Annotated in this window: 14 protein-coding genes; 12 read left to right on the top strand and 2 right to left on the bottom strand. The window is 74.7% G+C overall.

Features of this window, described 5'->3' with window-relative positions:
• From VFR90_RS16735 to VFR90_RS16710, 6 genes are all read left to right on the top strand, one after another.
• A partial coding sequence (locus VFR90_RS16735; RefSeq protein ID WP_326407298.1) for a flagellin occupies positions 1-307 on the top strand: 307 nt, incomplete at its 5' end.
• A gap of 17 nt (positions 308-324) precedes the next feature.
• Positions 325-1,566, top strand: coding sequence for an EAL and HDOD domain-containing protein (locus VFR90_RS16730; protein ID WP_326407297.1), 1,242 nt, complete (start codon positions 325-327; stop codon positions 1,564-1,566).
• A gap of 57 nt (positions 1,567-1,623) precedes the next feature.
• Positions 1,624-2,502 (top strand): pirin family protein, encoded by an 879-nt coding sequence (locus tag VFR90_RS16725; protein ID WP_326407296.1) that lies wholly within the window; start codon positions 1,624-1,626, stop codon positions 2,500-2,502.
• A 159-nt stretch (positions 2,503-2,661) separates the two neighbouring features.
• The gene (locus VFR90_RS16720; RefSeq protein ID WP_326407295.1) at positions 2,662-2,961 is read left to right on the top strand and encodes an iron uptake protein; all 300 of its coding nucleotides are present in this window, start codon (positions 2,662-2,664) and stop codon (positions 2,959-2,961) included.
• Between the two features lie 17 nt (positions 2,962-2,978).
• On the top strand, positions 2,979-4,709 hold the full coding sequence (locus VFR90_RS16715; RefSeq protein ID WP_326407294.1) for a PepSY-associated TM helix domain-containing protein: 1,731 nt from the start codon (positions 2,979-2,981) through the stop codon (positions 4,707-4,709).
• Positions 4,710-4,732: 23 nt separating this feature from the next.
• Positions 4,733-5,065 (top strand): DUF3325 domain-containing protein, encoded by a 333-nt coding sequence (locus tag VFR90_RS16710; protein WP_326407293.1) that lies wholly within the window; start codon positions 4,733-4,735, stop codon positions 5,063-5,065.
• Between the two features lie 15 nt (positions 5,066-5,080).
• Here VFR90_RS16710 and VFR90_RS16705 read toward each other — a convergent pair whose 3' ends face one another.
• The gene (locus VFR90_RS16705) at positions 5,081-5,953 is read right to left on the bottom strand and encodes an MOSC domain-containing protein (protein WP_326407292.1); all 873 of its coding nucleotides are present in this window, start codon (positions 5,951-5,953) and stop codon (positions 5,081-5,083) included.
• Between the two features lie 17 nt (positions 5,954-5,970).
• Positions 5,971-6,447 carry a DM13 domain-containing protein gene (locus VFR90_RS16700; RefSeq protein ID WP_326407291.1) on the bottom strand — a complete coding sequence of 159 codons (477 nt, stop codon included), beginning with the start codon at positions 6,445-6,447 and terminating at the stop codon, positions 5,971-5,973.
• 191 nt (positions 6,448-6,638) lie between these two features.
• Here VFR90_RS16700 and VFR90_RS16695 point away from each other — a divergent pair, with 191 nt between their 5' ends.
• The 6 genes from VFR90_RS16695 (at position 6,639) to VFR90_RS16670 (ending at position 22,630) form a co-directional block, all read left to right on the top strand.
• On the top strand, positions 6,639-8,405 hold the full coding sequence (locus VFR90_RS16695; RefSeq protein ID WP_326407290.1) for an efflux RND transporter periplasmic adaptor subunit: 1,767 nt from the start codon (positions 6,639-6,641) through the stop codon (positions 8,403-8,405).
• A 181-nt stretch (positions 8,406-8,586) separates the two neighbouring features.
• Positions 8,587-10,746: a PqqD family peptide modification chaperone gene (locus tag VFR90_RS16690; RefSeq protein ID WP_326407289.1), complete on the top strand. Its 2,160-nt coding sequence runs from the start codon at positions 8,587-8,589 to the stop codon at positions 10,744-10,746.
• A gap of 13 nt (positions 10,747-10,759) precedes the next feature.
• Positions 10,760-12,760 carry a preprotein translocase subunit SecA gene (locus tag VFR90_RS16685; protein WP_326407288.1) on the top strand — a complete coding sequence of 667 codons (2,001 nt, stop codon included), beginning with the start codon at positions 10,760-10,762 and terminating at the stop codon, positions 12,758-12,760.
• 51 nt (positions 12,761-12,811) lie between these two features.
• Complete coding sequence (locus VFR90_RS16680; RefSeq protein WP_326407287.1) at positions 12,812-13,732, top strand: efflux RND transporter periplasmic adaptor subunit; 921 nt, start codon at positions 12,812-12,814, stop codon at positions 13,730-13,732.
• A 34-nt stretch (positions 13,733-13,766) separates the two neighbouring features.
• Positions 13,767-21,104: a DUF4347 domain-containing protein gene (locus tag VFR90_RS16675; RefSeq protein ID WP_326407286.1), complete on the top strand. Its 7,338-nt coding sequence runs from the start codon at positions 13,767-13,769 to the stop codon at positions 21,102-21,104.
• Positions 21,098-22,630, top strand: coding sequence for a GGDEF domain-containing protein (locus tag VFR90_RS16670; protein ID WP_326407285.1), 1,533 nt, complete (start codon positions 21,098-21,100; stop codon positions 22,628-22,630). Before VFR90_RS16675 ends, VFR90_RS16670 begins: the two co-directional genes overlap by 7 nt.
• Positions 22,631-22,638: the final 8 nt, after the last annotated feature.

Raw genomic sequence — 22,638 nt, 5'->3', positions numbered from 1 at the left:
GCCGTTGCGCACCGGCGGCCAGATCACCCAGACCGCGACGTTCGCGCTGCGCGACATCGACCAGTCGATGAGCCGCGTCACCGCGCAGCGCTCGCTGGCCGGCGAAACCCTGCAGCGCATCGACAGCGCGGCCGACCGGCTCGACGCGGTCAAGCTCGCCGCGCAGACCGAGCGCTCGCAGGCCGAGGACCTCGACATGACCGAGGCGATCTCGAACTTCCAGCTCCAGCAGACGAGCTACCAGACCGCGCTGCAGTCGTACGCGGCGGTGCAAAAGCTCTCGCTGTTCCAGTACCTGAACCTCTGATCGACCGAAAGACCGCCATGCTCGCCAGCCTCGACCCCACGCCGCCCGCCGCCGTAGCAGGAGGCATCCTCGGCCAGGTGGCGCTGAGCTACGCGCCGATGATCGATCGCAAGCGCACGGTGTCGGCCACGCGCCTGACCGTGTTCCCGCTCGTGCCGGGCGCATCGCTCGACGCCGGCGCGCTGCTGGCCGAGCTGGCCCGGGTGTGGCCCGAGGGCGGCGGGCTGGTCTCGCTCAACCTGCTCAGCGAAAGCCTGATCGAGGATCTCGTGCTCGCGCAGCCGAGCGCGAACCTGATGATCGAGATCCCCGCCTTCATGGCCTCGGACGAAGCGCAGACCGAGGCGTTGCGCCGCCTGCACGCGGCCGGCGGCACGCTGATCATCAAGGGCCGGCCGCTGCGCGAACTGCCGCGCGATCTGCTGCCGTGCTTCAAGCATTCGATCGTCGCGCTCGGCGAGGACCGGCGCGTCGGCGAGAAGACGCCCGCTGCGCAGCAGCCCCGCAGCATCGGCTTCGTGCAGTCGGACGTGCACAAGCTCGACGACATGGAAGCCTCGTTCGCCCGCGGTGCGGTCGCGGTGCTCGGCTGGCCGATGCGCGACGTGATCGAGCGCTCGGGCGATGCGGCGAAGGCCGCCGGCAAGGGCGCCGCGGACCTGCAGGTGATGGTCGACCTCGTGCGCCAGATCGACGCCGAGGCCTCGGTCGATCAGCTCGAAGCGACGCTCAAGCGCGATCCGGCGCTCGCCTTCAAGCTGATGCGCTACATGAACTCGGCCGCGTTCGGCATGACGGTGGAGATCAGCTCGTTCCGCCACGCGATCATGCTGCTCGGCCACCAGCGCCTGAAGCGCTGGGTCGCGCTGCTGCTGGCCACCGGCAGCAAGGATCCGAACCTCAAGCCGGTGATGTTCGCGGCGGTGCGCCGCGGCATGCTGATGGAGGAACTCGCGCGCTCGCTCGACGACCCCGAGATGCGCAACGAGCTCTTCATCTGCGGCGTCTTCTCGCTGCTCGACCGCATGTTCAACCAGCCGTTCGCCGAGCTGCTCAAGACGGTGCCGGTGGCCGAGCGGGTGTCGATGGCGCTGGTGGAAGGCAACGGGCCGTACGCGCCGTACTGCCGGCTCGTCGAAGCGATCGAAGGCGACCAGCTCGACACCATCCGCGAGGCCTGCGACGGCCTGCTGACCGAGCCGGCGCAGATCAACCGCGCGCTGCTCGCCGCATTGGCCAAGGCTTCTCAGATCGACTGAGGCCGCGGCGCGCCCGCCGCGCCACACTCGCGCTCGTCGACCTCGTCGGGAGCGCCCATGCAGTCCATCCATCCGCATCGCCACGACCTCGGCGGCGGCTTCGTCGTTCGCCGCCTGCTGCCATCGGCGCAACGGCGAGCCGTCGGCCCCTTCGTGTTCTTCGATCACTTCGGGCCGGTCATCGCCCGGCCGGAGGACCGGCACGACGTGCGCCCGCACCCGCACATCGGCCTGGCGACCGTCACCTACCTGTTCGAAGGCGCGATGCAGCACCGCGACTCGACCGGCGCGGTGCAGCGCATCGAGCCCGGCGCGATCAACTGGATGACCGCCGGGCGCGGCATCGTGCATTCGGAGCGCACGCCCGACGATCTGCGCGGCGTGACGCGCACCAGCCACGGCCTGCAGATGTGGGTCGGCCTGCCGCAGGAGCACGAGGAGACCGCGCCGCGCTTCGAGCACACGCCCGCCGCGGCGCTGCCGCAGGTGGCGCTCGACGCGGCGCGCGCGCGGGTGCTGGTGGGCCGCGCGCACGGCGTCGCCTCGCCGGTCGCGACGCTGTCGCCGGCGCTCTACGTCGACTACGAGCTCGCCGCGGGTGCCGACCTGGCGCTGCCGACGGAGCCGGGCTTCGAGCGCGCCGTGTACCCGGTCGACGCGCCGGTGCGGCTGCGAGGCCCGCACGGCGAGCAGACGCTGGACGCCGGCGTGCTCGCGGTGCTCGACGAGGCCGACTGGCAACTCTGCGCCGACGCGCCGGCGCGCGCGGTGCTGATCGGCGGCACGCCGCTCGGGCCGCGCTTCGTGTGGTGGAACTTCGTCTCGTCGAGCCGCGAACGCATCGCCCGCGCCGCCGACGACTGGGCGGCCGAGCGTTTCGACGTCGTGCCGGGCGAGACCGAGCGCATTCCGCTGCCCGAGCGCGCACTCCCCTAGCCGGCTCGAAACGCTCCGCGCGGTTGGGCGGAGCGACCTTCAGGGTTAGCGGCCGGAGCTGCGACCGAAGCCGGCGCGGCCGAGTCCGCGTCCGAGAACGGATCGCGCGGCGTGGGGCCTTTCCGCCACGGCGGCCCAAGGGCAATGAGAATCATTCCCATGCCGTCGACCGCCACCCCGAACCGTCTGCAGATCGCCAGCCGCGTCGGCGCGAGCCTTCTCGGGGGCTGGGCCTTCGTCTGGGGCTTCACGACGCTCGCGATCACCGGGCTGGTGAAGTTCGGCCAGACCTACAAGGAAGCCTCGACGGCCGCGATGCTGCTGGCCTTCGTCGTCTTCCTCGTCGCCTTCTGCTGGGCCTTCGCGGCCGCCAGCGTCGCGCGGGTGTGGGCGGTGCTCGCGGGCGGTGCCGCGCTGATGACCGGCGCGGCCTGGCTCCTTCAACGCAGCTTGCTCTGATCCGCGGAGTCCCGACGATGTTTTCCAGCTTCCGGCTCTCGATGGCCTGGCTGCACACCTGGTTCGGCCTCGCGCTGGGCTATGTGCTGATGGCCTGCTTCTTCTTCGGCTCGCTGTCGGTGTTCGACCGCGAGATCGACCGCTGGGCGATCCCCGAGACGCGCTTTGAGCCGCAGCCGATGCCGTCGTACGACACGATGCTCGCGCCGATCTTCCGGCAGCTGCGCGCGCATCCCGACGACATGAAGGAGACCGCGGCCCGCGTGGTCGGCCCGCTGCCGCATCCGGACACCATGCCGCTCGAGGCGCTGTACGCCTACACCACGCACCGCGACCCCGTGCTTGCGATCGGCGGCGAGTTCGGCATCCCCAACAAGCTGAAGAACGGCAACGACGACCACGCCCACGTGCATGGCTGGGCGACGATCGATCCGCGCACCGGCCAGATGCTCGCCGACGACAAGCTGCGCATCGGCAGCCGCTTCTTCTACCCGATGCACTACAGCCTGCACCTGCACTGGAAGGATCTGGGCTACTGGATCGTCGGGCTCGCGGCGCTGGTGATGCTGGCGGCGCTCGTGAGCGGCGTCGTGATGCATCGCAGGATCTTTCGCGAGTTCTTCACCTTCCGGCCGAAGAAGCACGCGCAGCGCAGCGCGCTCGACCTGCACAACCTGACGGGCGTCGTCGCGCTGCCCTTCCACTTCTTCTTCGCGTTCACCGGGCTGGTGATCTTCGCGAGCATCTACCTGCCCGTCGGCGAGACCATGCTCAGGCCGCTGGCCAAGCAGCACGAGGCGCTCGAGGCCGCGCGCACCGGCCTGCCGCACGAGGCGGCGAAGGTCGCGGCGCCGCTGGCGTCGGTCGACGCGATGGTCGCCGAGGCGCAGCGCCGCTGGGCCGCGAACGGCACGCCGGGGCAGGTGGGGCTGCTGCAGATCGAGCACCTGAACGACAAGAACGGCTACGTCAGCGTGTTTCGCGCCGGCACCGACCGCGTCACGCTGGTCGGGCAAGGCGTGCACTTCGAGGCGTCGAGCGGCAAGGTGATCCGCGAGGACCCGCCGCCGAGCGCCGTCGGCAGCATCAACGACTTCCTCACCGGCCTGCACCTGCAGCACTTCGAGCACTGGCTGCTGCGCTGGCTCTACGTGCTGGGCGGGCTGGCCGGCTGCGTGTGCATCGCGACCGGCTTCATCTTCTTCGTCGAGAAGCGCAAGAAGCAGCACGCCGCGAAGGGCATCGCCGGCAGCCGCGTGGTCGATGCGCTGGCGGTCACGACCGTCACCGGCATGGTGATCGCCGCGGTCGCGATGCTGGTCGCCAACCGCCTGCTGCCGGCCGAGCTGCCGCAGCGCGGCGACTGGGAGGAGGCCGGCTTCTGGGCCGCCTGGCTGATCGCGCTCGTGCATGCCGCGTGGCGCACCGCGCCGGTCGCGCAGGCGCGGCTCGCGCCGGCCTGGCGCGAGCAGTGCTGGGCGATCGCGGCGCTCGCGGTGCTCGCCGTGCTGCTCAACGCGGTGACCACCGGCGACCACCTGCTCAAGACCATCGGCGCGGGCTACTGGCCGGTGGCCGGGCTCGACCTGAGCCTGCTCGCTGCCGCCGCCGTCGCGGCGCTCGCGGCGCGCAGGCTCGCGCGTCGCGAGCGCGCGCTGCGCGCCGACGACCCCGCCGCCGGGCACGTCGACGGCGACGCACGGCTGCCGGCCGGCGCCACCGTCGGCGCCAAGGCCGCACGCGCCTGATCGCAGCGCGAAGGACCCGCTCGGTGAAGACTTTCTGGCTGCTCGGCGCCTACCTCGGCTGCGTCGCGGGCCTCGGCTGGCTCGCGCTCGCGATGGATCCGCATTGGCGGCAGTTGCGCGGCGGGCAGCCGCTGGCCCGCGGCACCGCGCGCACGCTGCGCATGCTCGGCGTGGCTGCGGTGTTCGCGTCGCTGCTCGCCTGTCTGCGCGCCGACCATGCGTCGATGGCGTCGCTGGTGTGGGTGATGACGCTCGCGGCCGCCGCGCTGACGGTGGCCTTCGCGCTGAGCTGGCGGCCGGCGCTGCTCGCGCCGCTGCTGGTGCCGGTTTCGGCCTGGCCGCGCCGCCGCCGCTGACTCCGCCGGCGCGGCTCAGAAGGCCAGCGTCGCGCGCCCAGTCTGTCCGACGCGCAGCGCGCGCTCGACGCCTTCGACGATGACCGCGTTCATGCCGAAGGTCACCGCGCCGCCCAGGCGCGCGTCGGCGCGGTAGCCGGCCAGCGTTTCGCTCACCGTGCGCGGCGTGTCGAAGACGCCGGTGGCGGGGTCGACGTCGGGGATCGGGCAGCGCGCGCAGGGCTTGACGAGCTTCAGCCGCACCGGGCCTTCGGCGGTGTCGAAGACGAGTTCGTCGACGTGGTCCTCGCCGTGCGCGTCGAACTCGCCCGAAGCGATGACCAGGTTGGGGCGGAAGCGGTCCATGCCCACCGGCCCGTGGCCCCGCGCGCCGAGCCGCGCGTTCAGCGCGTCGAGGGAGGCGGTCGAGGCGACGAGGATCGGGAAGGCGTCGCTGAAGGCGTTCTCGGCGTCGATCGGGCCGGTCCAGCTCTTGGCCGACAGGCGCTTCTGTTCGGGATCGAAACGGACCAGCCGCAGCGGCTGGCGCAGGAAGTCGCTGAACCACTGCGCCGCGAGCGCGCCCATGTCGTAGGCGGCCACCTCGTCGTTCCACACGCGCACGCGCGTCGGTTCCTCGACGGCATCGAGCGCCAGGTGCAGCGCCAGCATGCCCGGCGCGCGCAGCAGCAGGTCGGCATGGCGCAGCGTCGGCGTGACGAGCGCCATGCGCGGCAGCTCGCGCTGGCTGACGAACTCGCCGTCGGCATCGACGAGCATCCAGGCGCGATCGAATTCCAGCCCGGTCTCCACGAGCAGCGCCTCGTCCACGCTCACGCCGGCGCAGGACTTGATCGGGTGAACGTGGATCGAGCGCAGCTCGATCGGGATCGCGGCTTCGTCGCTCATGGGCACTCGCTCCGGTTTCAGGGCTCGCGGTACTGCGCGGCGGTGATGAACTGGCCGAAGCTTTCGCACCAGACGATCGCGGTCGTGTACTGCGCGACGTCGATCGACGGCGGCACCGGCACGATGAAGTGCTCGAAGGTCTTCACCGGCCCGACCTGCGCCATGCGCGGCCTCAGACGTTCGAAGTCGGCCTCCGTCTCGACGAATTCCGGCGACAGGTAGAGCCGGTAGTCCGGACCGGGCGCGATACGGCCGGTCAGCGTGATCGCGCGCCGGCCCACGTCGAGCCGTCCCTCGCCCCAGTGCAGCGCGTCGCTGTCCTTCAGCTCGCGCTTGAACGTGCCGCGAAAGACCGCCGCATCGGCCGCGGCGCCCAGCTCGGCGATCGTCGGCGCGGCCGGCGCGGTCAGGATCGGCAGCAGGTAAATGCCGAGCGCGACCCCGACGAGCAGCACGAGCGCGTGGCTGATCAGCCCGGCGATCAAGCGCTTCATGCCGTCGGGCCGGCCGACCCGCGTGCCGGCGCGCGACGGCGGGCGGAAACGAGGCGGTCGCGAGGCGTCGGCATCCATGCAGTCTAGGCGTCGATCAGCCGGTGGAAGCGGCCCTTGTTCGGGCGCTCGGCGGCGGGCCTCGCGTCGAACAATTCGCTCTCCCGATGGACGACCGCCGAACCCTTCCGACCATGCGCGACGCCGCCGATCACTGGCTCGCACGCCATTGCGCCGTGGTGCCCGGCATCGCCGCCGGCGCCGTGCTGCTGCGCCAGGGCAAGGACCTGCAGGCGATCGCGATGTGGCCCGCCGGCGCCGTGCTGCCCGGCGATGCGGGGCTGGCGGCCGGTGCGGCGCTGGCGCGTCGCGCGCCTTTGGTGCAGCTGCTGCAAGACGGCGGGCAGCTGATCGCCCATCCGCTGCATGCCAGCGGGGTGCTGATCGGCGCGGCCGTCGTGCTGCGGCCGGCCGGTGCGGTGCAGCCCGAAGAACAAGCGCGCCTCGGCGCCCACGCCGAAACCTTCGCCGCGGCCACGCTTGCGCCGCCGGCGAAGCGCGAGGCGTCCGCCGCCGAGGCCGCGACGGCCCGCTCGACCGCCTGCCTGGAGCTCGCGCGCCAGGTGCTCGCGCAAGCCGATGCCGCCGCGATGGCCACCACGCTGCTTGCCGTCGTGAGCCATCGGCTGGGCGCCGACCGCGCCTGCCTGGGCCTGCGCGAAGGCCGCCACACCCGCATCGAAGCGGTGTCCGACGGCTCGCGCATCGATCACCGCCGCGCGATGCAGCTCGACCTCGCCGCGGCAATGGACGAGGCGATCGACGAGGGCGCGACGCTGCGCTGGCCGCTCGCCGACGGCGAGCCGCCGCGGCTCGTCGCCGCGCATGCGAGCCACGGCCAGCGCCATGGGCTTTCGTCGCTCGCCACGCTGCCGATCGTGCGCGCAGGCCGCGCGGTCGGCGCCCTGTCGATCGAGTTCTCGCACGGCCGCAGCGCCACGGCCGACGAGCTCGGCTGCATCGAGGACCTGCTCGCGATCGTCATGCCCGCCTGGCTCGCGCAGCGCGAACGCACACGGCCGTGGCCACGGCGCTTCGCCGCGCGTGCGTTGGCGCTGCGCGCGGCGCTGGGGCGGCAGGGCGCGGGCCGCGTCAAGCTGGCCGCGGCCGCGCTGCTGGCTGCGGTCGGCTTGCTCGCGCTGCGGCCGGCGCCCGACGTGGTGAGCGCCGAGGCGCGGCTCGAAGGCCGCCTGCAACGCGCGCTGGCCGCGCCGGCCGACGCCTACCTGAAGCAGATCCACGTGCGCCCCGGCGACGCGGTCAAGGCCGGCAGCGTGCTGCTCGATTTCGAAGGCGAGGACCTGGTCCTCGAACAGCAGCGCCTGCGCGCCGAACTGGCCGGCCAGGACGCGGCGCTCGGTGATGCGATGCAGCGGCGCGACCGCGCCCGTCTCGCGATGGCCAGCGCCAAGCTCGACGAGCTGCGCGCCCAGCTCGCCGCCGTCGAGCAGCGGCTGGAGCGCTCGACGCTGCGCGCGCCGTTCGACGCGGTCGTGATCGCGGGCGATCTGCAGCAGCAGCTCGGCGCGCCGGTCAAGCGCGGCCAGACGCTGCTGACGCTGGCGCCGGCCGACGGCTTCCGCGCGATCGTCGAGGTCGAGGACGGTGACATCGGCGCGGTGCGCGTCGGCCAGCACGGCAGCCTCGTGCTGACCGCCGAGCCGCATCGCGCGCATGCCTTCACCGTCGCGCGCATCACGCCGCTCGCGCAATCGCTGCAGGGGCGCCAGGTGTTCGAGGTCGAGGTCGCGCTCGCGCATGCGGCGGCCGACGCGGCGCTGCTGCGGCCCGGCATGCGCGGCGTCGCGCGGCTCGCGGTCGGCGAGGCGCCGCGCGTCGCGCAGTGGACGCGCGAGGCGCTGGCCTGGATGCGGCTCGCGACCTGGCGCTGGATCGGCTGAGACGCCGTGAACGAACCCCGCGCGCCCGCTCGTCGCGGCCCGAGGCACGCCCTCGGCGGTGCCGCTGCTCGCCGCAGCCCGGGCTGCGGCTGCGCTTCGCGCCTCGATGGCGCGCCTCCGGGCGCTCTGCCCGGATACGCCGGACTCGTCCGCGGGTTCTGAGCGGATCGCCGCGTTCGCGATGCAGGACCTCGCACTCGACAGCCCCGAGTGGCACCGCGTCGCGGCGCTGCGCCCGCGCCTGCGCGCGCACCTGCGCGTGCAGCGTCGCGTGCGCGGCGACGAGGTCTGGCATCTGCTGATCGACCCGGCCAGCGGCCGCTTCCATCGCGTCAATGCCGAAGCCTGGGCCTTCGTCGGCCGGCTCAACGGCCGCGACGACGTCGCGACGCTGTGGCAGCACGCGCACCAGGCGCTCGGCGAGGCCGCGCCGACGCAGGACGACACGGTGCGCCTGCTCGCGCAGCTCGCCGAGGCCGACCTGATCGCCGCCGACCGCCTGCCGGACCTGCCGCTGCGCGCCGAGCAGCGCCGCCGCCACGATCGTTCGCAGCGGCGCGCCGCCGCGAACCCGCTCGCCTTCCGCGTGCCGCTGGCCGATCCGAGCCGCTGGCTCGACGCCTGCGCACCGCTCGCGCGCGCGCTGTTCTCGCCGCCTGCGCTGGCGCTGCTGGCGCTCGGCCTGCTGTTCGCCGGCCTGGCCGCGCTCGGCCGTGCCGAGCCGCTGGCCCGCGCGATCGCGGCCCACGGCACCAGCCCTTCGATGCTGTGGTCGATGTGGCTCGCGTGGCCGTTCGTCAAGGCGCTGCACGAGGCCGGCCATGCGCTCGCGGTGCGCGCCTTCGGCGGCGAGGTGAAGGAAGTCGGCGTGGTGCTGATGGCGCTCACGCCGATGCCGTATGTCGATGCCTCGTCGGCCAGCCAGTTCCCGCGCCGGCGCGAGCGGGTGCTGGTCGGCGCCGCCGGCATCGGGGTGGAGCTGACGCTGGCCGCGCTGGCCTTCGGCGTCTGGGCACACGCGAGCGAGCCGGCCTGGCAGCAGGCGGCGCTGGCCGTGCTGCTGGTCACCGGCCTGTCGACGCTGCTGGTCAACGCGAACCCGCTGATGCGCTACGACGGCTACCACATGCTGTGCGACGCGCTCGACCGGCCGAACCTCGGCGCGCACGCCGACGCCGCGGCGCTCGGGCTGCTGCAGCGGCTGCTCGGTCTGCCGCGCACCGGCGAGGCGCCGGCGCGCCGCCGCGAGGCGATCGGCCTGGTCGGCTACGCGGTCGCCGCGCTTGCCTGGCGCTGGTCGCTCGGCCTGGCGCTGCTGCACTGGCTGCATGCGGTCGCGCCGCCGCTCGCGCTGGCCGCGGCCGCCTGCCTGGGCTGGATGCTGGTGCTGCGGCCGGCGCGGCGGCTCGTGTCCTACCTGAGCGGCGATGCACGGCTGCAAGGGCGGCGCCTGCGCGCGGCCGGCACGGTCGCCGCGCTCGCGGCGGCGCTTCTCGTGCTGCTCGCCGCCGCGCCGGCGCCGCGCGCCAGCGTGCAGCAAGGCGTGGTCTGGCTGCCCGAACACGCGCTGCTGCGCGCGCCCGCCGACGGCCTGCTGCGCGCGGTGCTCGCCGCGCCGGGCAGCACGGTCGCGGCCGGCACGCCGGTCGCGGCGCTCGAAAACCTCGACCTCGCCGCCGAGCTCGAAGGCCTGCGCGCCCGCAAGGTCGCGCTCGACGTCGGCTACTTCGAGACGCTGCTGGTCGACCCCGCGCGGGCCGCGCGCCTGACCGAGGAACGCGGCGCGCTCGACGCGCGCGAGGCCTGGCTGGCCGATCGGCTGGCGGCGCTCGAGGTGCGCGCGGCGGTCGCCGGCACGCTGGTGCTGCCGCGCGCCGGCGAGCGCGAGGGCCATCACTTCGCGCAAGGCAGCGAACTGGGCTACGTGATCACGCCAGAGCCGCTGCTGGTGCGGCTCGCGCTCACCGAGGCGCAGGCCGCCGAGGTGCGCGCCGGGACTTCGTCGGTGCGGGTGCGCTTCGCCGCGCGGCCGGCCGGCGCCGCGGGGCACGAATGGGACGGGCAGATCGAGCGCATCACGCCGGCCGGCACGAACCGGCTGCCGGTGGCGGCGCTCGGCGCGGCGGCCGGCGGCCCGATCGCGACCGATCCGCGCGACGCCGACGGCCTCGCGACGCTGGCGCCGGTGGTGCTGGTCGACGTGCGGGTGCCGGCGCTCGCCGCCGGCTCGATCGGCATGCGCGCCTGGGTGCGCTTCGAGCATGCGCCGCAGCCGCTCGCGCAGCAGGCGGCCACGGCGCTGCGCCAAGGCTTCCTGGCGAGCCTCGGTTCGCGCGATTGATCCGGAACGGGCGATGCCGGCGCTGCCCGCCGCCTTGCCGCGACCCGGCCCGCTGCACGGGCCTTATCCGCAGCGCCGCGCCGAGGGCGAAACGCTCGCCTGGCGCCTGATCGACGCGGCAGGCGACGCGCTCGCCGGTCTGCCGGGCGCCGCAGCGCGTGCCGAAGCGCGCTTCCTGCGCCGCATCGAGGCGCTGCCTGCGCCGCCCGACGCGGCGGCCTTCGCGCAGGAGTTGGCCGGCGTGCGCGCCGGCCTGTCGCGCCATGGCTTCGACGAGGCGGGGCTCGCGCGCGGCCTGCGGCTCGCCGCCGAAGCGCTGCGGCGCAGCCGCGGCCAGACGCCTTACCCCACGCAACTGCGCGCGGCGCGCGCGATGCTGCAGGGCCGGCTCGTCGAGCTCGACACCGGCGAAGGCAAGTCGATCGCGCTGCTGCTCGCCGCCGCGGTGGCGGCGTTGGCTGGCGTGCCGGTGCACGTGGTGAGCTCGAACGACTACCTGTGCGCGCGCGATGCCGAAGCGGCCGCCGCGCCGCTCGCGCTGCTGGGCCTGCGCGCCGGCGCCATCCAGGCGGAGCTGGCGCCCGAGGCGCGCCGCGCGCGCTACGCCTGCGACGTCTGCTGGGTCACCGCGCGCGAACTCGGCTTCGACTACATGAAGGACGGGCTCGGCGCCTCGCCGCCGCTGCTGCGCGGGCTCAACTTGGCGCTGATCGACGAAGCCGACAGCGTGCTGATCGACCATGCGCGCACGCCGCTGCTGATCGCGCGTGCCGCGCCGCCGGCCCTGGCGCCGGCGCGGCTGGCCTGGGCGCAGGCCTGCGCGGCCTCGCTGCGCGAAGGCGAAGACTTCCGGCTCGACGCCGGCCACCGCGCCGTGGAGCTGAGCGACGCCGGCCGTGCGCGCATCGATGCCGCGGACGCCGCCGCGGCCCGCGCCGACGCCGCCGCGCCGCGCGACCCGCGCGCGGGCCGCGACCTGGTGCGCCAGGCGCTGGTCGCGCGCCACCTGCTGCGCCGCGACCGCGACTACCTCATCGTGCGGCGCGACGGCCGCGACCTGCTGCAACTGATCGATCCGACCACCGGCCGCGCGATGCCCGGCACGCAGTGGCAGCGCGCTCTGCACGCGCTGGTCGCGCACCGGGAGGGGCTCGAGCTGCCGCCGGCCATGCAGGTCGAGGCGCAGCTCGCGGTGCAGTCGCTGTTCGCGCGCTACCTGCAGCTCGGCGGCGCGAGCGGCACCTTGCGCGAGGCCCGGCTCGAGCTGCGCTGGTTCTACCGGCTCCCGGTGCGGCGCATCGAGCCGCACCGGCCCGGGCGCCGCCGCGAGCTCGGCACCGCGCTGTTTGCCGACGCCGCCGCGCGCTGCGCCGTGGTCGCCGCGCGCGCCCGCGCGGTGGCCGCCGCCGGCCGCGCGATGCTGATCGGCTGCGGCTCGGTCGCCGAGGCCGAGGCGCTGGCCGCCGAGCTGTGCCGCCGGCTCGCGGACGACGGTGCCGCGCGCGTGCAGCTGCTGCACGCGCGCCACGCGGCCGACGAGCCCGAACGCCTCGCCCAGGCCGGCCGCGCCGGCACGATCACCGTCACCACGCTGGTCGCCGGCCGCGGCGCCGACATCGCCTGCGAGCCGGCGGTGCTGGCCGCCGGCGGCCTGCATGTCGCGAACCTCATGCACAACCGCTCGGCGCGGCTCGACCGGCAGCTGCTCGGCCGCGCCGCGCGCCACGGCGCGCCGGGCAGTTGCGAGACGCTGCGCAGCCTCGATGACGAAGCGCTGGCCGAATCCACGCCACGGGCGCTGCGGGCGCTGGCGCGCGCCTGCGCGCTGCCGGGCGGCTGGCGACCCGCCGCGCACGACAGCCCGCTGCCGCCGGTGCGCCGGCGCGCCGCCACGGCCTTCGCCGCCGTCGTGCAGGCGGCGCAGGGCGCGGCCGACCTGCATGCGCGCTGGCAGTTGCGCCGCGACGACCGCCGCCGCCGCATCGCGCTCGCGTTCTCGCGCGGGCCGGTCTGAGCCCTCAAGTCCGGCGCCGCGATGCCGACATAGCCAGCAGGAGTCCTTTCGATGCCGTGCCTCAGCCTTCCGTCCGCCCCGCGCCTGCTCGCGGGCTTCCTCGTGCTTGCGGCCGGTGCCGCGCAGGCCGATTCGCTCGGCTGCCTGATCGGCCCGTCGCGCACCGCCGACGTCGGCAGCCCGGTGATCGGCGTGCTCGACGAGGTGCTGGTCGAACGCGGCGACCTTGTGCGCCGCGGCCAGGTGATCGCGACGCTGCGCAACCACGTCGAGCGCGCGCAGCTGCAGGTCGCGCAATCGCGCGCGGCGGCCGAAGCCGAGCTGCGGTCGGCGCGCATGTCGCACGAGTTCGCGCAGCGCAAGCGCGAGCGCGCCGAGGACCTGTTCCGCCAGGAGTTCGTGTCGCGCCAGGCGCTCGACCAATCCATCGCCGAGGCACAAGTGGCCGAGGCGCGCTGGCGCCAGTCGCAGGAGCAGGCCCGCCACGCCGAGCGTGAACGCCAGCTGGCCGCCGCGCAGCTCGAGCAGCGCAGCATCCGCAGCCCGATCGACGGCGTCGTCGTCGAGCGCCACCTCGATGCCGGCGAGCGCGTCGACGAGCGCCCGATCCTCAAGATCGCCACCGTGACGCCGCTGCGTGTCGAGGTGGTGCTGCCGGCGGCGCTGTTCGGCCGCGTGCAGGCCGGCGACGCGCTCAGCGTCAAGCCCGACCTCGCCGCGCTTGCCACGGTGCAGGCGCTGGCACGCCAGGTCGACCGCGTGATCGACCCGGCCAGCAACACCTTCCGCGCGCGGCTCGAACTGGCCAACCCCGACGCCAGCATCCCGGCCGGCGTGCGCTGCAAGGCGATGCTCGCGAACGGCGCGGCCCCCGCCGCGCCCGGCCCGGCCGCGCCCGGCGCGAGCCGTGCCGGGGTGTCGCCCGCGCCGGTCGCCACCGCGGTCGCCACGGCTCCATCGCTCGCGCGTTGAGGCTGGCGTGGCAGCTCACCGCGGGGCCCGGCGCGTGCCCGCCCGTCGTGCGTCGATCGAGGAGATCGAGCCGCGCATCCTTTATGCCGCCGACCTGGCCGCGCTCGCCGCGCCGGTGAGCTGGGTGGGCGTGCGCGACGACGCGCCCGCCTCGCTGGCCTGGCTGCACGAAGGCGAAGGCGCGCCGGCCTCGGGCACCGCGGCGCAGCCCGTCGAGCTGGTGTTCGTCGACGCGCGCGTGCCCGGGCACGAGGCGATCGTCGCCGACCTGCTGGCCCAGCAGCTCGCCGGCGAGCGCAGCTTCGAGGTGATCCGCCTGGACGCCACGCGCGACGGGCTGCAACAGATCGGCGAGACGCTGCAAGGCCGCAGCGGCGTCGCGGCGCTGCACGTCATCACGCACGGCAGCGAAGGCGGCCTGCGGCTGGGCAGCGGATGGCTCGCTGCCGAGAACGTCGAGCAGCACGCCGAAACCCTGCTCGGCTGGCGCGCGGCGCTCGCCGCCGACGCCGACCTGCTGCTCTACGGCTGCGACATCGGCGCGGGCCTGCGCGGTGCCGCGCTGGTCGAGCGGCTCGCCGCGCTGACCGGCGCCGACGTGGCCGCGAGCACCGACGCCACCGGCGCCGCGGCGCGCGGGGGCGACTGGCTGCTCGAACGCCGGCACGGCGCGATCGAGACGGCGGCGGCGCCCTCCATCGCGCTGCAGACGAGTTACGCCGGCGTGCTCGCCACCTTCACCGTCACCAACACCAACGACGCTGGCGCCGGCTCGTTGCGCCAGGCCATCCTCGACGCCAACGCCGCCGCGGGCGCCGACGACATCGTCTTCGCCATCGCCGGCACCGGCGTGCACACGATCAGCCTGGCGAGCGCGCTGCCCACGATCACCGGCACGGTGACCCTGGACGCGAGCACCGACGACAGCTTCGGTGCCAACGGCAGCCGCCCGGCCATCGTGCTCGACGGCAACGACCTCAACGCCGACGGCCTGGTGCTGGGCGCCGGCGCCGACGGCAGCACGATCCGCGGCTTCGTGATCCGCAACTTCACGCTCGACGGCATCGAGATCCAGGGCGGCTCGGACAACAACGTCATCGCCGGCAACTACATCGGCCGGCTGGAGGCCAGCGGCGTGGCCGCCGGTGCCGGCCTGGGCAACGGCCAGACGGGCGTCTACGTCATCGCCGGCGCGACCGGCAACCGCATCGGCGGCACGGCGCTCGCCGACCGCAACGTGATCGGCGGCAACGGCAACGACGGCGTGTCCATCCAAGGCAGCGGCAACCTGGTGCAGGGCAACCGGATTGGCGTGGATGCCGGCGGCAGCCTGGCGCTCGGCAATGGTGGGCACGGCGTCGTGATCACCAGCGCGAACAACGTCGTCGGCGGCACCGCGGCCGGCGCGGGCAACGTGATCTCGGCCAGCGCCAACAACGGCGTGTTGCTGAACGGCGCCGGCGCCACCGGCAACCTGGTGCAGGGCAACTACGTCGGCACCGACGCCGGCGGAAGCGTCGCGCGCGGCAACGGATCGCAGGGCGTCTCGATCACGAACGGCGCCAGCAACAACACCATCGGCGGCACCAGCGCCGCGGCGCGCAACGTGATCGCCGGCAACGCCGACAACGGCGTGCTGATCCTGGCCAGCTCGGGCAACCTCGTGCAGGGCAACTGGGTCGGCCTCAACGCCAGCGGCAGCGCGACGCTGGGCAACGGCAGCCAGGGCATCTGGCTGGGGCAGGGTTCGTCGGGCAACACCATCGGCGGCGCTGCTGCCGGCGCCGGCAACGTGGTCGGCGGCAACCTCAACGCCGGCGTGGAGCTGCGCGACACCGGCACCAGCGGCAACCTCGTGCAGGGCAACTGGATCGGCACCGACGCCACCGGCAGCGCCAACTTCGGCAACGGCCTGGGCGTGCTGGTGCAGACCGGAGCCACCGGCAACCGTGTGGGCGGCACCTTGGCGGGCGAGGGCAACACCATCGCGAACAGCTACTTCGGCATCGTGGTGGGCGGCTCCACGACCACCGGCAACGCGCTGCTGGGCAACCGCATCCGCGCGGGCGTGGGCATCGACCTGGGCTACTACGACGGCGCGACGCCCAACGATGCGCTCGATGCCGACACCGGCGCCAACGGCCTGCAGAACCATCCCGTTCTGAGCCTCGCCCTGGCAGACGGCGGATCGACGCTCGTCGAAGGCCGCCTCGACGCCGCGGCGGGCACGACCTACCGCATCGAAGTGTTCGCCTCGCCCGTCTCGGGCAACCGCGAAGCGGCCCGGTACATCGCCAGCGTGGTCGTCACGACCGACGGCCAGGGTCGTGCGGACTTCAGCCTGAGCCCGGGTGCCGCGGCCTTCGCCGTCGGCGAGATGCTCACCGCGACGGCGACCGAGCAGACGGGCGGACCCACCTTCGGCTCGACCTCGGAGTTGTCGCCCGGCGTGGCTGTGCGCAGCAACAGTGCCCCGGCCTTCGGCGGCTCCGCCAGCCTGAACGTGCAGGAGGGCGCGACCGCGGTGGCCACGCTGGCCGCCACCGACGCGCAAGGCGACGCGGTGACCTACGCGATCGTCGGCGGTGCCGACGCGGCGCGCTTCACGATCGATGCCGCCACCGGCGCCCTGAGCTTCACCGTCGCGCCCGACCGCGAGAACCCGCTCGATGCCGGCGCCGACAACGTCTACGACGTGCAGGTCCAGGCGAGCGACCGCTTCGGTGCCGCCAGCACCCGCGCGCTCGCCGTCACCGTGCTGAACGTCAACGAGGCGCCGAGCACCACCGACGCGAGCCTGGCGCTCGTCGAGGACACGCCGTTCGCGATCCTGCCCGGCGCCTTCCCGTTCAGCGACCCCGACGCCGGCGCCGCGTTGGCCGAGGTGCGCATCGACCAGCTGCCGGCCACCGGCACGCTCACGCTCGGCGGCGTCGCCGTGACCGCGGGGCAACGCATCGCGCTGGCCGACCTGCAGGCGGGCAACCTCGTCTACACGCCGCCTGCCGAAGCGAGCGGTGCGGGGCTGGCCAACCTGCGCTTCGCCGTCGGCGACGGCCAGCTCGACTCGAACGTGGCGACGCTCAGCTTCGACGTGAGCGCGGTCGACGACGCGGCGCAGGTCAGCGTCGGCGCCGACCGGGCGCTCGACGCGGTGGGCAGCATCGTGCTCGGCGCGCCGCAGCTCGTGGTCAGCGACGTCGACACGCCGCCCGCGGCGCTGCAGTTCCAGGTGACCGGCGCCAACGGCGGCAGCGTCGTCGTCGGCGGCGCGCCGGTGACGAGCTTCACCGCCGCGCAGCTGCAGGCGGGCGCGGTGCGCTTCGTCTCCGACGGCGTGCTGAGCGCGCCCTCGCTGAGCCTGCAGCTCGCCGGCGACCCGGCCACCTACACGCTCGGCTTCACCGCCACGCCCTTGACTGTCACCAATACCAACGACGCCGGCGCCGGCTCGCTGCGCCAGGCGATCCTGAACGCCAACGCGGCGGCGGGCGCGGATGCGATCGTCTTCGCCATCGCCGGCACCGGCGTGCACACGATCAGTCTCGCGAGCGCGCTGCCCACGATCACCGGCACGGTGACCCTGGACGCGAGCACCGACGACAGCTTCGGTGCCAACGGCGGCCGCCCGGCCATCGTGCTCGACGGCAACGCCCTCGCCGCCGACGGCCTGGTGCTCGGCGCCAGCGCCGACGGCAGCACGATCCGCGGCTTCGTGATCCGCAACTTCGGCGCCGACGCGATCGAGATCCAGGCGGGCGCCGACGGCAACACCATCGCCGGCAACTACCTCGGCAGCTTCGACGCGAGCGGCGCCAACCTCGGCGCCGCCTACCGCAACGGGGCCGGCCTGTACATCTGGGGCGCCGGCAACCTCATCGGCGGCACCGACCCCGCCGACCGCAACCTCGTCGGCGGCAACGGCGGCAACGGCATCGGCCTGTACGGGCCGGCCGCCACCGGCAACGTCGTGGCGGGCAACCTCATCGGTCTGGCCGCCGACGGCGTGACCGTGGCGGACAACAACTTCGGCGTGCGCGTGCTCGACGGCGCCCGGGGCAACACCATCGGCGGTGCCACCGCGGCGGCGCGCAACGTGATCTCCGGCAACCGGCTCTCCGGCATCCAGATCGGCGGCAGCGGCCTGTCCGACGACAACGTCGTCCAGGGCAACTACATCGGCACCGACGCCAGCGGCACGCTGGACCGCGGCAACGCGGCGCACGGGGTGCTCGTCAACAACGTCAACGCCGGCAACCGGATCGTCGGCAACCTGATCTCGGGCAACGACGGGCACGGCGTGCTGCTCGCCGGCCCGGGCGTCACCGGCGCCTCGCTGGAGGGCAACCTCGTCGGCCTGCAGGCCGACGGCGCGACGGTGCTCGGCAACGGGGGCGCCGGCGCGCAGATCGAAGGCGCCGGCCACACGGTGGGAGGCACCGCGCCCGGCGCGCGCAACGTGTTCGCCGGCAACGCCAACGGCATCGTGCTGACCGGCAGCGGCGCGACCGGCAACGTGGTCGAGGGCAACTACATCGGCACCGACGCCGGCGGCAGCCTCGACCGCGGCAACCTGTTCCAGGGCGTCGTGATCGCCGGCGGCGCCAGCGGCAACCGCATCGGCGGCACCGGCGCGGCGGCGCGCAATCTCGTGGCCGGCAACAACGACAACGGGATCTACGTCACGGGCAGCGGCACCACCGGCAACCTCGTGCAGGGCAACTGGATCGGCATCACCGCGGCCGGTACCGCGACGCTCGGCAACGGCGCGCAGGGCGTGTGGGTCGGCGGCGGCGCGGCCGGCAACACCGTCGGCGGCACGGCGGCCGGCGCCGGCAACGTGATCGGCGGCAGCACCTTCGCGGGGGTCGAGCTGAACGCCGGCGCCAGCGCCAGCCTGGTGCAGGGCAACTGGATCGGCACCGACGCGACCGGCACCCGCAACTTCGCCAACGGCACGGCCGGCGTCTACCTGCACCTGGGCGCCAACGGCAACCTCGTCGGCGGCACGAGCGCCGCGGCGGCCAACCTGATCGCCAACAACGGCCACGGCATCGTCGTGGCCGATGCGGCGAGCGCCGGCAACGCACTGCTCGGCAACCGCATCCGCGACAACGGCGGGCTCGGCATCGACCTTGGGCCCTTCGACGGCGTGACCGCCAACGACCCGCTCGACGCCGACGCCGGACCGAACGGCTTGCAGAACCATCCGACGCTGACTCAGGCGATCGTGCTCGGCGGCTCGGCGCTCATCGAAGGTCGGCTCGACTCGGCGGCGAACACCAGCTACCGCATCGAGTTCTTCGCCTCGCCGAGCGGCCACCCGAGTGGCCACGGCCAGGGCGCCCGCTGGCTGGGCAGCGCGGTGGTCACCACCGACGCCTCCGGCTCGGCGGACTTCGCGGCGACGCTGGCCGGCTCGGCCTTCGCCGCGGGCGAGGTGATCAGCTCGACCGCGACCGTGCAGTTCGGCGCCGCGAGCTTCGGCGCGACCTCGGAGTTCTCCGCCAACCGCGTCGCGCGCGGCAACAGCGCGGCCGCGTTCGGCGGCCCCGCGGTCTTCGGCGCGAGCGAGAACCAGACGGCGGTCGCGACCGTCGCGGCCACCGACGCGGAAGGCGACGCGACGCGTTTCGCGATCGTCGGCGGCGCCGACGCGGCGCGCTTCACGATCGATGCGGCGACCGGCGTGCTGAGCCTCGTCGCGCCGCCCGACCGCGAGACGCCGCAGGACGCCGACGCCGACAACGTCTACGAGCTGCAGGTGCGCGTCACCGACGCCTGGGGCGCGGCCAGCACGCGCGCGCTCGCGGTCACGGTGCTCGACGTCAACGAAGCGCCGAGCGCCGTCGATCGCGCGCTGAGCCTCGACGAGGACACGCCGCTGGCGATCCTCGCGAGCTCGCTGCCCTTCGCCGACCCGGACGCCGGCGCTGCGCTGGCCGAGGTGTCGATCGATCGCCTGCCGGCGTCCGGCGCGCTGACGCTCGACGGCGCCGCGGTCCTGCCCGGCCAGCGCATCGCGCTCGCCGACCTGCAGGCCGGCCGCCTCGTCTACACGCCCGCGGCCGACGCGAACGGCAGCGGCCTCGCGAGCCTGCGCTTCGCGGTCGGCGACGGCCAGCTCGACTCGAACCTCGCGACGCTCAGCTTCGACGTGCGCGCGGTCGACGACGCGACGCGGGTCGAGGTCGGCGGCAACGGCCTGCTGGACGCCACCGGCGGCGTCCGGCTCGGCGCGCCGCAGCTCGCCGCGAGCGACGTCGACACGCCGGCCGCGGCCGTGGCGCTGCAGGTGAGCGGCACCACCGGCGGGTCGGTGGTCGTCGATGGCCGGCCGGTGTCGAGCTTCAGCCTGGCGCAGCTGCAAGCCGGCGCGGTGAGCTTCGTCGCCGACGGCACGACGGCCACGCCGACGCTGTCGCTGCGGCTGGCCGGCGATCCGGCGGTCTACACGCTCGGCTTCGCGGCGGCGCCTGCTCCGGCGCCTGCTCCGGCGCCTGCTCCCGCGCCGGCGCCGGCACCGGCACCCTCGGTGCTGCCGCCACCCGAGCCGATGCCCTTGCCGGCCGCGCCCCCCGCGCCCGCGCCAGTCGCGGGCAGCCCGGCGCCGTCGTCGGGCGGCGGCCCGGCACCCGCGCCCGCGCCCGCGCCCGCCGCTGACGGCCCTGCGCCGGCCGGCGCAGGCGAGGCGGGCGCCGTTCCGCCGGGCGAGGCCGAGGGCGCGGACCGGGTCGCGTCGGTACCCGATGCCGGCCTGCGGCCGATGGCCGCCATGGCGTCGGCCGAGGCGGTCGAGCGGCGGCTGGAACCGTCGGGCACGGCTGCATCGGCGGGCATCGGCTTCTTCGGCGCCCGGGGCTTCGCGGCCGCGGCGGCCGCGCCGGGCTTCGGGCCGATCGTCTTCGAGCTGGCCAGCCTGGAGATCGGCGTCCCGCTCGCTGCCTCGGCGACGCCGCTCGGCGTCGACGCCGCGGCCGGCCCGTTGCGCAGCGCCGCGTCGTCGATCGACCTGCTCGCGCTGCTGCAGCGGCAGAGCGCCGAGGAGGGCGCGACGGAGCGACTGCACGTGGAGATCTCGCCCGCCCAGACCTCGGCGGTGCTGCTCGGCGCCGGCCTGGTGTGGTGGTCGTTGCGGCTGGCCGGGCTGCTGGCCGCGGTGCTCGCGCACGTGCCGGTGTGGCGGCATCTCGATCCGATGCCGATCCTGCCCGCGCCCGACGAGGACGACGCCGACGCGCCCGGCTCGGCCGCCCCGGCGCAGCCCGCCGCGCCCCAGCGCCAGGAAACCGACCAGGACGAGCAGGCCTCGCGCGAACTGCTCGAACAAGCCCGCGGCGATGCGCCGCGCCGGAGGAACACGCGATGGTGATGCACGCCCCGAGTCCGACCCTGCGCCTGGCCGCCGGCCTGGTGGCGCTGGGCGCGACGCTGTTGATCCTGGTCGACCTGGCCTTCGGCGTGCTGCCCGACCGGCAGCGCGACGCCGATCGCCTGCACGCGCGGCTCGCCGAAGTGGCGACGCTGCAGGCCGCCGAGGCGCTGAGCGCGAAGGAGCCGGCCCGTGCGCAGGCGGCCTTCGACGCGATGCGCGCGCGCGAGCCGCGGCTGCTGTCGGCCGCGGTCCGCGAAGCCGCCGGCGGCACGCTGGTGGTGAGCAGCGGCCCGCACGCGGCGAACTGGGGCGAGCACACGAGCGAGCGCTCGACCGCGACCCGGGTGGTCGTCGCGATCCCGTCGAACCACGGCCCCTGGGGCCGCGCCGAGTTCGAGTTCGAGTCGGTGCTGCCGAGCACGCTGGCCGGCTGGCTGCGCGATCCGATGCTGTGGCTGGCGCTCGGGCTGCCGGTGGCCGCGACGGCGCTGGTCTACCTCTACCTGCGCCGCGTGCTGCTGCACCTGAACCCGATGACGGTGGTGCCGGAGCGGCTGCGCGACGCCTTCGACGGCATGACCGAGGGCGTCGCGCTGCTCGACCAGCGCGAGCGCATCGTGCTCGCCAACGCCTCGCTGCGCGAGCTGGCCGGCGCGCAGGCCGCGACGATGCACGGCCGCGGCTTCGCCGAGGCCGCCGGCATCAGTTGGGACGCCGCCGCCGGCGTGCCGCCCTGGCGCCGCGTGCTGCAGGGCGACGAGCCGGTGCGCGGCGTGCGGGTGCAGGTCGGCCCGCCGGGGCAGCGCAAGCCGGCGCTGATGAACTGCCGCGCGATCACCGACCCGCAGGGCCGCGTGCGCGGCTGCCTCACGACCATCGACGACCTGAGCGCGACCGAGCGCGCCAACGAGGAGCTGCGCCTGGCACTGGCCGACCTGGAGCGCTCGCGCGAACGCATCGAAGCGCAGAACCAGGAGCTGATGACGATGGCGATGCGCGATGCCCTCACCGGCCTGCTGAACCGCCGCGCCTACTTCGAGCGCGCCGGCCAGGCGCTCGCGCGTTGCACCGAGCAGGGCGGTGCGGTGGCGGTGCTGATGCTCGACGTCGATCACTTCAAGTCCTTCAACGACAAGTACGGCCACGCGCTGGGCGACCAGGTGCTCAAGCGGGTGGCCGACGCGTTCTCCTCGGCGCTGCGGCAGGTCGACGTGGTGGCGCGCTACGGCGGCGAGGAGTTCTGCGCGCTGATCGAAGGCACCGACCGCGCCGGCGCGCTGGCCTTCGCCGAGCGGGTGCGCGCGGCGATCGAGTCGCAGGCCGGCCGCGGCATCCACGAAGGTGCCGACCTGGTCGTGACCGCGAGCCTCGGCCTGTGCTGGCGCGCCCGGCCGGATGCGCGCGAGGGCCTGTCGGACCTGCTGCGCCACGCCGACGAGGCGCTGTACGAGGCCAAGCGCGGCGGGCGCAACCGGGTGCAGGAGGCGCAGGCGCGGCTGCCGGAGCGGCGGGCCGCGGCCTGACCGCGGAG

The organism is Methylibium sp., from assembly GCF_035762065.1.
Classification (GTDB): Bacteria; Pseudomonadota; Gammaproteobacteria; order Burkholderiales; family Burkholderiaceae_C; genus Methylibium.
This window is presented reverse-complemented; position numbering and strand designations above follow the sequence as displayed.

Coding starts and splice junctions, on each gene's coding strand:
- VFR90_RS16690 (WP_326407289.1), top strand. CDS start 8,587: ATGCAGGACCTCGCACTCGACAGCCCCGAGTGGCACCGCGTCGCGGCG.
- VFR90_RS16720 (WP_326407295.1), top strand. CDS start 2,662: ATGCCGTCGACCGCCACCCCGAACCGTCTGCAGATCGCCAGCCGCGTC.
- VFR90_RS16700 (WP_326407291.1), bottom strand. CDS start 6,447: ATGAAGCGCTTGATCGCCGGGCTGATCAGCCACGCGCTCGTGCTGCTC.
- VFR90_RS16725 (WP_326407296.1), top strand. CDS start 1,624: ATGCAGTCCATCCATCCGCATCGCCACGACCTCGGCGGCGGCTTCGTC.
- VFR90_RS16685 (WP_326407288.1), top strand. CDS start 10,760: ATGCCGGCGCTGCCCGCCGCCTTGCCGCGACCCGGCCCGCTGCACGGG.
- VFR90_RS16695 (WP_326407290.1), top strand. CDS start 6,639: ATGCGCGACGCCGCCGATCACTGGCTCGCACGCCATTGCGCCGTGGTG.
- VFR90_RS16670 (WP_326407285.1), top strand. CDS start 21,098: ATGGTGATGCACGCCCCGAGTCCGACCCTGCGCCTGGCCGCCGGCCTG.
- VFR90_RS16705 (WP_326407292.1), bottom strand. CDS start 5,953: ATGAGCGACGAAGCCGCGATCCCGATCGAGCTGCGCTCGATCCACGTT.
- VFR90_RS16730 (WP_326407297.1), top strand. CDS start 325: ATGCTCGCCAGCCTCGACCCCACGCCGCCCGCCGCCGTAGCAGGAGGC.
- VFR90_RS16715 (WP_326407294.1), top strand. CDS start 2,979: ATGTTTTCCAGCTTCCGGCTCTCGATGGCCTGGCTGCACACCTGGTTC.
- VFR90_RS16680 (WP_326407287.1), top strand. CDS start 12,812: ATGCCGTGCCTCAGCCTTCCGTCCGCCCCGCGCCTGCTCGCGGGCTTC.